Source organism: Phragmitibacter flavus, from assembly GCF_005780165.1.
In the GTDB taxonomy this organism is placed as follows: Bacteria; Verrucomicrobiota; Verrucomicrobiia; order Verrucomicrobiales; family Verrucomicrobiaceae; genus Phragmitibacter; species Phragmitibacter flavus.
This window is the reverse complement of sequence record NZ_VAUV01000004.1, coordinates 22,300-35,465: the sequence shown is the minus strand read 5'-3', so window position 1 is coordinate 35,465 and position 13,166 is coordinate 22,300. Positions and strand designations below refer to the sequence as shown.

Here is a 13,166-nt window from a genome sequence, read left to right as displayed (position 1 = left end):
TCTATTCCATGCGATTGCATGCCCGCCTTGACGACGGGGGAAGTCCTTTATACCCGATCCCGCTTTTTTGCCAGCAGGAATGAAAAAAGTAGAAGGCTCGTCCCGAGCCTTGTTGGATGGATGAAAGGCCCGGGATGGGCCGGCCATTCGCCGTTTGTCTATTGCCAAGCCTACTTGAAGGATGTTGACTCGATCGTTATGAAATCCGCGATTCTATTTGGTTTACTGTTTTCGATTTGTCTGACAGTCACACAGGTGCAGGCGGACATTGTTCCGAAGACGGTGGAGATCAGCCGTGGCTACCAGGTGCCGGAGGGATTTATTTTTGTGGTGCAGCAGGTGCACCGGGCGTCTGGGGATGGATTACTTGGGCTGAGACTTCGAGTATCCGGGGGTGATGATATTGAGTTTAACGTTTTGATGGAGAGGCCGGGGAGTATTCAAAGGCTGAGTCAGGCTTTGTATTTGCACAAATATCAGGAGATTAGATCGCTGGGTATGGAGAAGGTGCATGTGTTTGGATTGATGATGACCCACAAGGATTTTGATGAATACATGAAAAACGGCTCCCGATTAAAGGAGCCGTGATTGGTCTTTGAGATGGAGGTTGTCGATTAGGCGAGGGGGAGAATGCCGCCTTCGTTGAGTTCGACCTTGCCGAAGGTTTTCAGATCGCGGTGACCCATGGCGTGGGCAAGGGTGAGCCAGAGGCGGTTGTGCGGGGTCTGGCCGAGGTCGAGGGCGCGGCCCATTTTGAATCCGGCGCCACCGCCGATCATGACGATAGGGATGTTCTCCAGGGTGTGGCTGTTGCCTTTGCCGAGTTCGTTGGTCCAGACAATGAGGGTGTTGTCGAGCATGGAACCTTCGCCGGTCGGTTCTTTGGTTTCGCTGAGACGTTTGGCCAAATAAGCGACTTCACCGGCGAACCAGGTATTGATCTTCATCAGCTTGTCGTAGGAGTCCTTGTTGTCGTCGGGATCGTGGGAGAGGCCGTGGTGTCCTTCTTCCACGCCGAGCCAGCGCATCTGGGCCTGGCCAACACTGCGCATGTATTGCAGCGTGGCGACACGGGTCATGTCGTTGGAGAGGGCGTTGACGAGGAGATCGATCTGCATGTGGCTGATCTCGGGGGTGTTGTCATTAACCAGTTCGATGCCGGGATCGAGATCGGGCATCGGATGGCTGAGGTTTTGGTCGACTGGGGTTTGCAGTTCCTTCTCGAGGTTGCGGACGAGGGTCAGGTGCTCGTCGAGCATGGCCCGGTCGCGCTCGCTGAGTTTGGCAGAGACGCGTTTGAGGTCGGCGCTGACGTCATCGAGAATGCTGACGAGGCTGTCCTTGTCCTTCATCTGACCATACAGCTTGGAGAACATTTGGTAAGGATCATCAATGGGAGCGACGGGCTGGTTGGCACCGGTATAGGACATGCGGGTCCAGGGATCGGCGCGGTTGGGGACGGCAACGCCGAATTCGATGGAGCCAAAGCGGGTTTTGGTGTCGGGTCGGCCTTGCAGGTAGTTTTTGATTTCCTGGTCGATGGAGATGGAGCTGGCCCAGCCGGCGGGGTTGTCGGAGCCACCTTGGATGTTGCCGGGCATCAGTTCGCTGGCGGTAAGGAGGCAGGACATGCCGCGCATGTGCTGGTCGCCGTCGCCGCGGATCTTGTTGTGGATGCCCTTGAGCAGGAGCATCTTGTTTTTGTAAGCCTCAAGGGGTTTGAGGATCGGTTTGAGATCAAAGTTTTCGCCGAACTGGTTGGGCCAGAAGTCGTTGGGCAGGGTGCCATTGGGCGAGAAGACGATGATCAAGCGCTGACGACGCTGGGGAAGCGGGGCACCGGTGAGGCTGGGAAGTCCGGCCAGGAAGGGGAAGGCGGCGGCGGAGACTCCAAGGTCGCGAAGGAACTGGCGGCGGTTTAGGGACTTGGACATGGACGTGAGCTTGATCATGGCTTGGCAGGTGTGGTCGAAGGGGTGGGAGCAGGAGCAGGCGCTGGAGTTGGTGTGGCCTGAGGTTTGGCAGGTTCAGGCGGTTTGGAAGCTGGCGGTTGAGTCTGAGTTTGAGGCGGTGGCGGGGATTTGGGAGGATCGGCCTTGGTAACAACAACAGGCGGTTTCTGGGGTTTTTCGGACGGATTTTTTTGTGGGGTGGCGGCTGGTGGTGGTGTAGGAGCAGGTGTGGCGGGTTTCGTTGGTGCTGCGGCTGCTGCCGTGGGTTTCGGTTGAGGATCGGTTGGCTTCGGTTGTGCGGGTTTGGATTGGGCGATCACCTGGCGGGCTTCGGGAAGTCCCTGGCTGGCGTGGATGAAGACGGCGTTGGCGATGAGTTTTTTGATGTTGAATGTCTGGTCAGAAAAAGTCTGACGGAGGAACTCGACGGTGTCCTGTCCATAGGCTCCGGCGGGTTGTTTGTTGAAGTGATGGAAGAGTTGGCGGATGAAAGCGCGGTGGGCGGCGGGGCTGTTGGCGGCGTAGACGGCGATGTCCCGGGGACCTTTGAGCTTGAGGGTCTTGCCGTCTTCAGTGTCAAATTCGCCGGTGGGGTCGACGGGTTTGTTGTTGTCCTGGGTGCGCCAGCGTCCGACGGCATCGAAGTTTTCCAGGGCGAAGCCGAGGGGGTTGATCGAGGAGTGACAACCCATGCAGGAGGTGTCCTTGGTCAGCTCGATGACTTTCTCACGCATGGTGAGGGTGGGGTCGAACTTGGAGTCTTCAAAAGCGACGGCGATGGGAGGAGACTTAAGGGTCATGCCGACAATGTTGCGGGTAAGGAAAACGCCACGATGGATGGGGGAGGTGGTTTTGTTGTAGGCGAAGGAGGCGAGCAAATAGGGATGGGTGATGATGCCGGCGCGCTGGTTGGGATCGAAGGAAACGCGTTGGTATTCGCCGCCTTTCAGGTCGTTCTTGCCGTAATATCGGGCGAGGCGCTCGTCGAGCATCAGGTAGTCGGCGTTGATGAGTTGACGGTAGTCGGACTGGTCGCTCCAGACGGTTTGGTCAATGAAGGTGAGCAGCGATTCGCGCAGGGCGGCGAGCATGGTGTTGTCGAATCCAGGGAAGAGTTTGGCGTCTTTGTTGGCCAGTTCGGCGCGTTCGAGCTCGAGCCAGTGGTGGAAGAAGCCATGGAGTTTGTTTTTGGACCGGGGATCGTCGAGCATGCGGCTGGCCTGCGCGGCGACCTGACGGGGATCGGTGAGCTTGCCTTCAGCGGCCATTTTGAGGAGGTTGGTGTCGGGAACAGAATCCCACATGGCGAGCGCGAGACGGGTGGCGATGTCGTAGCCGTCGGGCTTGTCGCTGTTGTTGAGTTTGAGGTCAGGATAAAGGAAACGGGGCGATTTGAGGGAGAGCAGGACCACGCGCTTGACGGCGATCTCAGGGGTGGGGGCGCCTTCAAACTGGAGGTCGACGAAGATTTTTTTCTGTTCGTCGCTGAGCGGTCGGCGGAAGGCGGCTTCGGCAAAGGCGTGGGCGAATTTTTTGAGCTTGTCGACACGATCCGGCTGGTCGGCTTTGGTGCCTGCGAGCCAGTCGAGGTATTTTTCGACGTGGGTAACCACTTCAATGGCGGCGTTGGTGGTGGCGCGATCCCATTCTTTGGAAATGGTGGTGCCACGCTCGTAGCCGTCGCTGCGGTCGTCGGCTGGGAAGGTGGTGGTGACGACCATGCGTTCGGCACCGGAGTTTTTGTAGAAATAGTGGGCCGGGATGACCTCCTGCACGCCGTGTGGCGTTTTCCACATGAGCTGGACGGACGATTTGGGTTGTTTGTAGCTGAGGTATTCGACGCGGATGGGGTAGGAGCGACCGCCAATGAGGAAGACCGTTTTCTTCTCTTCACGGACGGTTTCGCCGCTGGCGATGGCACCATCAATGGTGGGCTCGCGATTGGAGTTCAACCACAGGCTGATGCCGTTTTCGGATTTGAGGATGAACTCGTAGTGACCGGTTTCGGGCGCGAGCAGGGCTCCGTTCCAACTGATGGAGAATCCTTCGCCATTGAGTTTTTCGGGATCAGGTGTGGAGTTGCCGAAGTTGAAGTCGATTTTGGAGTCGATGCGATCGAATCCGCCATCGCGTCCCATGCCTTTGACGACTTTGTAGCGGGCTTTGAGTCCGCGTTCTTCGGGTTTGGGTCGGTCGTTGCCACCACGGAAGCGGCTGAAGATGTCGAGAACGGAGTTTTGGTATTGGGCAACGGTGAGGCGGGAGAGGGACTGGCGCTCGGGGTTGTTGCGTGCCTGGGCGGAGGGAGAGTAAAAGGCGTCGTAGATGTAGGCGGCGACGGCGCGGGCACCTTCTTCGTCGAGGAGATCGGGATCGTCCTCGGGCATGGTGCGGTCGATGCGTTTGGCGAGGGAGTCGAGGGTGCGGGTGCCGTGGATGGGTTCGTCGTATTTGCCGGAAACGCCCTGACCTTGATCGCCATGGCAGGAGATGCACATTTGCTTGTAAATTTCCGCGCCGCGTTGTTTAAGGGCGATCTCGGGGGTGGCATGGACCAAAGGCACCACAGCAAGGATGGCGAGGGCAAGGAGGATGGAGTGTGGACGAGGGATGAGCATGAAAGTGTCCAAAGGGACAAGGAAGATACGCCCGTCCCTAGGAAAATCTATCGTTTTGAGGGGATTTGGAGTGCGGCGATTTTCGCCGCTTTTGAGTTGGGCAGGCTGTCACGTCATTGCAACCAGGCACCTCCAAGAATCCATTAGTTATCTAGGCTTGCGGTTTTTGCGATAGTCGGGTCGGCCTGGCCGGTCCGATGCGGCATGTTTGCGACGGGCTTCGCGGCGGTCGACCATCATTTTCGGTGGTGGCTCTTCGCCAGTGATGTCCTTTCGGGATCTTTTGGCGGGCATGGTTTCCAGATCCTTCTTTTTGCCTTTGCCGCGGATGCTCCAACGCATCGGGATGCCTTCGGCGGGCCAGGTTTTGCGCAGGACGCTTTCGAGGTGACGAAGGAAACTGTCTTGAAGTTTGTCGACTCGATTGGCGAAAAGCACAATGTGCGGAACGGGGATCGGTGCCGGATTGTCTTCCTTGATGAAGGAGGCGTAGAGGAGATTGAAGGATTTGCCGGTGCGGCCAAGGGCGGCGGGGGAGGTGTCGATGACCTTGTGCAGAATGCGGTTGAGGGCACCGGTGCCGGGAGGATTTTGGGCTCCGTGGTGGACGCGTTCGACGGCGTTGAAGATCTTGTCGAGGTATTGGCCTTCCTTGGCGGAGATGGGGATCATCGGCGCGTGGGGCATGAAGAAGAACTCGCGCCGGGCGGTTTCGAGCAGCTCTTCTTTGCGGTCCTTGAGCTTGGCGCCGGGGTGGTAGAGGTCGAATTTGTTGAGGACGATGATGCAGGGTTTTTGCAGTTCGACGACAATCTGGGCGACTTTGCGGTCCTGCATGGTCATGCCGCTGGCGTCGACGAGCAGCACGCAGAGGTCGGCGCGTTTGATGCTGCGGGTGGCCTGCTGGGCGCTGAAGGTTTCGACGGCGTCGTGGATTTTTGCCTTTCTGCGGAGGCCGGCGGTGTCGATGAGGGTGTATGCTTTGCCGTCGTGTTCGTAGGGGATGTCAATGGAGTCGCGTGTGGTGCCGGCGATGTCGCTGACGATGGTGCGCTGGTCCCCGATGAGGGCGTTGACGAGGGAGGATTTGCCGGCGTTGGGTCGTCCGATGATGGCGAGTTTGAGCGGTGGCGCGGTGGCGGTGCGGGGAGGGCGGGTGGCCTTGGCGGGGACGGAATTGAGGTGTTTGCCGACGGTGGCAATGAGTTCCGTGATGCCGTGGCCGTGGGCGGCGCTGGTTTCGTGGATTTCCTTGAAGCCGAGTTTGCTGAATTCGCTGCCGTGCTGTTTGCGTTTTTCGGAGTCCATTTTGTTCACCACGAGGATGAGCGGTTTGGTGGACTGGCGCAGGGTTTTGGCGAGTTCGAGGTCGACGGGCGTAACGCCTTGGAAGCCATCGACGACGAAGAGGATGACGTCGGCGACGTCGAGGGCGAGGGTGGCCTCGGCTTTGACCTGGAGGTTGAAGTCGTCTTCGATGGTTTCGCCGATCCCGCCGGTGTCCATGATGTCGAACGGAGGTTCGGCTTTGCGGCAGGAGGCGATCAATCGGTCGCGGGTGACGCCGGGGCGGTCGTGCACGATGGCGATGTTCTTCCCGGCGAGGCGGTTGAAGAGGGCGGATTTGCCGACGTTGGGGCGTCCGACGATGGCGACGATTTTAGTGTTCTGGATTTCCATGACCGGCGGCTTGGATTTGATGAGCTGCTTGAAGGGTGTAGACGGCTCCCGAGGCGCAGGCGAAGAACGCGGCAGGAGCAGCGACCCAGGGGAGAAGGGGGGCGTGACACAACAGCGCAAGGCTGATGGTGACGAAAGCGAAGAAGGTGGAGACTTTGCCGGTCCAGTGGGGCACGATGGTAACCTTGCCGGCGAAGTGGTTGATGACAAAAGCGCCGATGGTCGAGAAGATTTCGCGGGCGAAGATGATGACGGCGAACCAGAGGGGGATGGTGACCGGCCAGCCGGAGAAGGCGAGGACGCCGACGGCGGAGAGGACGAGGAGTTTGTCGGCGAGGGGATCAAGGATGACGCCGAGTTTGCTTTGCTGATTGAAGCGTCGGGCGACCCAGCCGTCCAGGGCGTCGCTGACGGCGGCGACCGCGAAAACGGCGGTGGCGTAATAGCGCAGGGCCTCGTTGCTGCCTTTGCTGGTGGTGCCACGCGTGTATTCAACGGCGAGCCAAACGAAGACTGGAATGAGCAGAATGCGGCTGAGAGTGATCTTGTTGGCGAGCGTCACGTGAACCGGCTACTTAACGGCAAGGCTGGCGAGTTGCAAATGTTACGTGCAAGGGCGCAAGTTGGAGAGTTCGGTGGGGATTGCTTGCAAATGTGGGGCTCAAGCGCGAAGGCACGGCATGAGCAAACCGGAAGTTGGATCTGTGGCCCCTGATTTTACGGCAGTGGTCGTTGGCGGTGGATATGGGGCAGGGGATTCGGTAACTTTGAGCGAATTGCGCGGCAAGCCGGTGGTGTTGTATTTTTACCCGAAGGACGCGACGCCGGGCTGCACGACGCAGGCTTGCGGATTGCGGGATGTCTGGGGCGATATCGCTGCGAAGGCTCATGTGTTCGGCATCAGCACGGACCCGGTGAAGTCGCATGAGAAGTTTATCCAAAAGTTTGAGCTGCCGTTTCCTTTGATCGCTGATGAAAATCGCGCCATCGCGGAGGCTTACGGCGTTTGGGTGGAAAAAAGCATGTATGGGAAACGATACATGGGCATGGAGCGCAGCACCTTTCTGATTGGAGTGGATGGTTTGGTGGCGGCGGTGTGGGAAAAGGTAAAGCCTGAGGATCACGCTTCGTTGTTGCTGAAGGCGCTGTGACAGGCAGGAGTCGACAAATTTCACTTGCGCCGGGGCGTCTTCCCCGCTTTGGACTGGGTTCCTAATCTTGTCCCCTATGAGTCATAAAAAAACTGCTGTCGTCACCGGTGCTGCCGGGTTCCTTGGTTCCCACCTGACCGATTATTTGCTGGCGAGAGACTACAAGGTGATTGGGATGGACAATCTGCTCACCGGAAACGTGCGCAACATTGAGCATCTGGCGGGCAATCAGGATTACGAATTCATCAAACACGACGTCACCAAGTTCATCTACATTCCGGGCGCGGTGGATCTGGTGTTTCACTTCGCGTCACCGGCGAGTCCGATCGATTATTTGGAGAAACCGATTCAGACCCTGAAGGTGGGGTCCCTGGGCACTCACAACACGCTGGGGTTGGCGAAGGAAAAAGGGGCGACCTTTTTGATCGCCTCGACCAGCGAGTGTTATGGCGATCCGCTCGAGCACCCGCAGAAGGAGACCTATTGGGGAAATGTCAATCCGGTGGGGCCGCGCGGAGTTTACGATGAAGCGAAGCGTTTTGCCGAAGCGATGACGATGGGCTATCATCGTTTTCACAAGCTGGACACGAAGATCGTGCGCATTTTTAATACCTATGGCCCGCGCATGCGACTGGACGATGGCCGTGTGGTGCCGGCATTCATTGGTCAGGCATTGCAGGGCAGGCCGCTGACGGTGCAGGGCGATGGCTCGCAAACTCGCAGCTTTTGTTATGTCAGCGATCTGATCGACGGCATCTACCGGCTGTCGCAGGGCGACTATCATGAGCCGGTGAATATCGGCAATCCACGTGAGATGACGGTGCTGGAATTCGCCCAAAGAATTTTGGAAATTACCGGCAGCGAATCGGAAATCGAATTTCGTCCATTGCCCGAGGATGATCCCAAAGTGCGGCAGCCAGACATCACTTTGGCGAGAAAAACGCTCGGTTGGGAGCCAAAAGTGCCATTTGAAGAAGGCATTGTAAATACAGTGGCGTATTTTAAAAACTTTCTTGCACTCAACGCTTGATGTTTGAGCGCCGACACTGCTAAAACTTGGGAATCGGCAGTTTAAATTAGCCGCAGGCACTCATTGTCACTGCGGCTGGTTTTTGAGTTGCCATCAGCACGATTTTTTTTAACACTCGAAATATGAAGCCTTTGTCACTTTTATTCAGCGCGGTCGGATTGATTGCCATGTCGCTCTCACCTGTTCATGCTCAGGAAGCTTCAACGGAAGTGAGGGTGGCGGTGAAAGGGGTGAAGGTGCAGGCTCAGAACACGCCCCAGTTCAACGTGCAGAACGTGGTCGACAAACGCTGGAAACCCAAAGTTTGGCTTGAGATCGACGTGGACTTTGAAGCGAAAAAAGCTCCGAAAGAAGACGACAAGAGCCCGGTGATCGAGAGTTTGGAGTTCCGTTATTTCATCGGTTTGAACAAAACTTCCGCTGACGGCAAGAACGTGGTGCTGACAGCCAACATCACCTACAACAACGTGGTGGAGAAGGAAGAGCAGCATGCGTTGGCATTCGTGGCTCCTTCCGCCCTCACCCGGGTGCTGGAGAAAACCAATTTCAGCACAGCTGACGTGAAGGCGGTTGGCGTGGAAATTTATCGCGGTGGTGCGGTGGCGGGCTTTTATTCCTCCATGGGCAACACCCGCTGGTGGGCGGAAATCGAGAAATTCTCTGTGGTGAGCGACGTCGTTTTGGCAAAACCAAAAACTCCGTTCGCCACTCTGTGGGGCGATTACGATCTGGAGGCAGCCGAGTAATTTAAAACAACCTCAAGCAGGCCGCGTTTTCGGGATGAAGACGTGGCGTGGGTGGAAGTCGACTAATTGGATCATCTAAATCATCATGGCGGATAGCAGTTTTGCAGTTCTAAATCTCGGATCGCAGCGTGTCAGCGCAGCGGTTTTCAACAAGGGGCGCAATGGGGAGCTCATTTTGAAGGCTTTTGAAGTCACCGAAATGCACGGTGACCCCAGCGCCGAAGCGACCCGTTTGCCGCAGCTCCGTGTGGCGCTGGTCGAGCTTTCGGAAAAGCTCAAGCTGAAGGGCAAGACCGTTTATTATGCCATCGCCGGTCATGTGGTCTTCACGCGTTTTGTGAAGCTCCCGCCGTTCGATGAAGACAAGGCGGATCAAATTGTCGAGTTTGAGGCGCGTCAAAACGTGCCATTCCCGATCAATGAGGTGATCTGGGATTATGAGTTTATTGGGTCAAAAGACAGCATGGAGCGCGAAGTGGCGCTGGTGGCCATCAAGGCGGATGCCCTCAATGACATCAACGATCAGGTCGAATCGGTCGGCATCAAAGTAGCCGCCGTGGACCTCGCGCCATTGGCGGTGTTCAATGCGTTCCGCTACACTTATCCTGATGTCGATGAGACCTCCCTGATCATCGATTTGGGTGCCCGTTCGACCAACCTGATTTTTGTGGAAGGCGAGCGTGTTTTCACCCGCAACATCCTGGTGGGTGGCAGCACGGTGACCGGCAACGTCGGCAAGGAGCTGGGCATGAACTTTGCCGAGGCGGAAGATCAAAAACGTGCGCGTGGTTACGTGGCGCCAGGTGGGGCTTACGAACCGAATGACGACGAGGTGGTTGAGGCCATGTCGAAAATCATGCGCAACACCATGACCCGTTTGCATGGCGAGATCGTCCGGACGGTGAACTATTACCGCAGTCAGCAAGGCGGCAGTCCTCCCCGTCGTTTTTTCCTGTGCGGCGGAGGTGCCCAGACACCGTTGGCGGTCGACTTTTTCCAGGAGAAATTCAACCTGCCCGTCGAGGTTCTTAATCCGTTGCGCGGTGTGACGCTTGATCGCGGAGTGTCGCAACAAGTGGCCGATGCGCAATCGCCTGCCATGATGGAGTTGGTGGGCCTTGGACTGCGCCACGCCGGCGCTTGTCCCGTTGAGGTCGAATTGTTGCCTGACAGCGTGGCTGCCGCCCGCGATTCAGCGAAGCGCATGCCATTCTTGATTCTCGCGACGGTCTGCCTGTTTGCGCTTTTGGGACTGGCCGGGTTCTACTTCTCCCACGCAGCAAGTGTGGTCGAAGGCAAACTGGTGGAAAGCCGCTCCCTTCAGGCCAACCTTCAACGCGATGACGATACCATCAAGGATTGGGACAAGCAGTTGCAGTTGCTGCGTGGTCAGAGCGGCCAGCTCGAGCAGGCCATCAATGACCGTGGTTACTGGAAAGGCCTTCTCGCCGTTTTGAACAATCAGTTTGAAACCGACTTCGTCTGGCTTACCCAATTGGAGGTGTTGAAAAACGGCAGTTCGATTACCCCAGCCCTCACGTCCACCGCAGGCACCACACCGGTGGCCGCACCCAAGCCGCCAACACCTCCTGCGACAACCACAGCCCCGGGCGCACCACCGGCGGTGGCTTATGCGCTGCGCTTCCAAGGTCTCTATCGCAAGAATGACGAAGGCGGACAGCAGGTGGTTTACAAGTATTACGAAGCCTTGAAGAAGGACGACAAGTTGTTTGGAGCCGTGACGGCTGAAGAGAAGCCAGATGTGGACTCTGGCATCGACGACGAACGGTATGCCTACCAGTTCAAGTTTCGCCTGCCACTGGTTAACGGAATGAAATTCGAGAAATAATGAACTGGATCAAAGAGAACAAAAGTCTTGCCGCCGTTTTCGGTGTCATGATTGTCGGAGCCATCGCTTTGGGTGCTTGGCTGTTTATGTCCTATTCGGGTTATACCGCCAAACGCGAGGAATGGGAGACAACTACTGCGAAAATCAAAGCTCTTGAATCGCAGAAGCTCTATCCAGATGCCGCCAATGCGGCAGAAAAGGAGCAGCGCGTCACCGAGTATGCTGAACAGGTCAATTTGTTGCGTTCTGCGTTGCTGAATCCAGCCGTTCAGCAGGCCATCAAACCGCTTTCGGAAACCGAGTTTCAGGCCCGCCTGAAAGAACGGGTGAACGCCGTCCGCGGCAGTGCCACCGGCAACATGACCCTGCCCGAAGACTTTGCGCTGGGCTTTGAAGAATACACCGGATCGTTGCCACGCTCGGCGGATGTGGCGGCGGAGCTTGGGTTGCATTTGGATGTGATGGAAAAGCTGGTCACCGCCTTGGTGGACTCTGGGGTGCAGTCGCTCGATGGTTTTGAGCGCGCTCCGCTTCCGAATGAGAAGGCTGCACCTGCGCCGAAGCCTGAACCAGCGGCACCGGCGAGACGAAACAGCGCCAGCCGTCGCGGTGGAAAGAAAGCACTCATCAGCGAAGAGACAGCTGCGGAACCGGTTCTGGATCGTTACACCGTGAAAGTGTTTCTTACAGCTGACCAGGCGCCATTCCAGGCGGTGCTTAACTCGTTGAGCGATCCAGCGAAAATGCCACATTTTGTGGTGGTTCGTTTGTTGCGCGTCGAAAACGAGCAGACTGAGAGTCCGCTGAAGGAAACCATCCGCAGTCAGGCCCGCTCCGGGAGCACTGGCGGAGACGGTGGAGTTAACGCAGACGGAACAACGGCTTCCGCGGCAGCGGCCACCCCATCCGCATCGGGCGCAGCCAGGGTCATTGTTCCTCCCACCCCGCTTCCTCCTGATGCCGTCACGGTGATGGGTGCTGAGATGCTGAAAGTCTATCTTGAGATTGACTACATTCGTTTCCGTCCCGCTGCAGTTGAGGCTGCTGCCGAAGAGCAGGCCACCACGGCTGCCGTGGCTCTTTGAGGGTCGATCCTATTTCTATCTCTACTGAAACATCGCTGATTTTTATTGATCCATGAAGGACAAAAGCAACTACGAAAAAGTCATCCTCACCATCGTCGCGCTCGCGGCGCTCGGTGGCAGTGGATGGATGATTTACAAAAGCCTGGATTTTGGCTCCACCGTTCAAACGGAGAAGGTGGTGCCCAAGAAAGACTTTGGGGAGATCCCCATTGAGCAGGTTCAGTCCGCCATCGCCAGTGCGGTGACCCCCACCAAGCCGTGGATTGCCCCGGTTCGACGTGAGAAGCCTGTCCCACTCAACAAGTCCGTTCTTCTGGTTCTGAAGGAAGATCAGCTTTTTGACCTGTTCCTCGAGGAGCCTCAGATTCGCCCGCCATTGACCAACAGTTTCCTGCGTGAAAACGGCCTGCCTTATCAACATCCCAATGTGGCGGATCTGGACTCGGACAACGATGGCTTCACCAACCTGGAAGAATTCGAAGGAAAAACCAGCCCGGTCGATGCCAGCAAACATCCGCCGATCACCAACAAGTTGTTTATGGTGAATCGTCTGGCCAAGGACTACCGTGTGATCCTGAAGTCATCTTCCAGCCCTTATCAAATCGCGACACCCGATGATCTGAAACGCAAGAACTGGTTTGCAGGCGGTCCTGGTGAGAGCTTTGGCTCGGACAATCGATTCACGGTGGTGAAGTTGGAGCGCAAAGTGGTGCCCGATCCAAAAATTGGCGAACGCGATGTGTCCGAACTCACGGTCAAAGACAACGTTCGCAACAACGAAGTGGTTCTGGTGAAGGACGTGGAGAACAACATTGCAGACTACAGTGCAGAACTGGAGTTTCGTCTGAAAGTGATCTCCAACCTCACGGTTCCCAAAGACGGACTGTTCCGCATTCCGGGCTTCGATGCGACCACCTACAAGCTGATTGAAGTCAATGAAGACGACGCCAAGATCGCCCCGGTGAATGCCGCTGGAGAGCTTGGAGCCGCCATTGAAATCAAAAAAGGCTAGTCAACTCTCAAAATATCCGGCATTTGATGATTTTGTTCTCGCC

General features: G+C 56.8%; 11 protein-coding genes. 7 read left to right on the top strand and 4 right to left on the bottom strand.

Annotated elements, in window-relative coordinates:
* Positions 1-18: 18 nt before the first annotated feature.
* Positions 19-588, top strand: a complete 570-nt coding sequence (locus FEM03_RS05405; RefSeq protein WP_138085177.1) for a hypothetical protein — start codon at positions 19-21, stop codon at positions 586-588.
* A 26-nt stretch (positions 589-614) separates the two neighbouring features.
* Here the strand turns inward: FEM03_RS05405 and FEM03_RS05400 are convergent, their stop codons facing one another.
* From FEM03_RS05400 to FEM03_RS05385, 4 genes are all read right to left on the bottom strand, one after another.
* On the bottom strand, positions 615-1,934 hold the full coding sequence (locus tag FEM03_RS05400) for a DUF1552 domain-containing protein (RefSeq protein ID WP_138085176.1): 1,320 nt from the start codon (positions 1,932-1,934) through the stop codon (positions 615-617).
* Between the two features lie 14 nt (positions 1,935-1,948).
* A complete protein-coding gene (locus FEM03_RS05395) occupies positions 1,949-4,570 on the bottom strand; it encodes a DUF1592 domain-containing protein (RefSeq protein WP_206170881.1) in 2,622 nt (873 codons plus the stop codon).
* Positions 4,571-4,717: 147 nt separating this feature from the next.
* Complete coding sequence (gene der / locus FEM03_RS05390) at positions 4,718-6,250, bottom strand: ribosome biogenesis GTPase Der (RefSeq protein WP_138085175.1); 1,533 nt, start codon at positions 6,248-6,250, stop codon at positions 4,718-4,720.
* Positions 6,231-6,812: a CDP-alcohol phosphatidyltransferase family protein gene (locus FEM03_RS05385; RefSeq protein ID WP_138085174.1), complete on the bottom strand. Its 582-nt coding sequence runs from the start codon at positions 6,810-6,812 to the stop codon at positions 6,231-6,233. The genes der and FEM03_RS05385 overlap by 20 nt, the downstream gene beginning before the upstream one ends.
* 118 nt (positions 6,813-6,930) lie before the next feature.
* On the opposite strand from FEM03_RS05385, the gene bcp reads away from it, so the two are divergent.
* The 6 genes from bcp (at position 6,931) to FEM03_RS05355 (ending at position 13,123) form a co-directional block, all read left to right on the top strand.
* The gene (gene bcp, locus FEM03_RS05380) at positions 6,931-7,401 is read left to right on the top strand and encodes a thioredoxin-dependent thiol peroxidase (RefSeq protein WP_138085173.1); all 471 of its coding nucleotides are present in this window, start codon (positions 6,931-6,933) and stop codon (positions 7,399-7,401) included.
* Positions 7,402-7,477: 76 nt separating this feature from the next.
* Positions 7,478-8,431, top strand: coding sequence for a UDP-glucuronic acid decarboxylase family protein (locus FEM03_RS05375; RefSeq protein WP_138085172.1), 954 nt, complete (start codon positions 7,478-7,480; stop codon positions 8,429-8,431).
* 167 nt (positions 8,432-8,598) lie between these two features.
* Complete coding sequence (locus tag FEM03_RS05370; RefSeq protein ID WP_138085171.1) at positions 8,599-9,177, top strand: Amuc_1102 family pilus-like protein; 579 nt, start codon at positions 8,599-8,601, stop codon at positions 9,175-9,177.
* An 85-nt stretch (positions 9,178-9,262) separates the two neighbouring features.
* The gene (gene mul2B, locus FEM03_RS05365) at positions 9,263-11,026 is read left to right on the top strand and encodes an Amuc_1101 family PilM-like pilus complex protein (protein WP_138085170.1); all 1,764 of its coding nucleotides are present in this window, start codon (positions 9,263-9,265) and stop codon (positions 11,024-11,026) included.
* On the top strand, positions 11,026-12,111 hold the full coding sequence (locus tag FEM03_RS05360) for an Amuc_1100 family pilus-like protein (protein ID WP_138085169.1): 1,086 nt from the start codon (positions 11,026-11,028) through the stop codon (positions 12,109-12,111). The genes mul2B and FEM03_RS05360 overlap by 1 nt, the downstream gene beginning before the upstream one ends.
* Positions 12,112-12,163: 52 nt before the next feature.
* The gene (locus FEM03_RS05355; protein ID WP_138085168.1) at positions 12,164-13,123 is read left to right on the top strand and encodes an Amuc_1099 family pilus-like system protein; all 960 of its coding nucleotides are present in this window, start codon (positions 12,164-12,166) and stop codon (positions 13,121-13,123) included.
* Positions 13,124-13,166 lie beyond the last annotated feature (43 nt).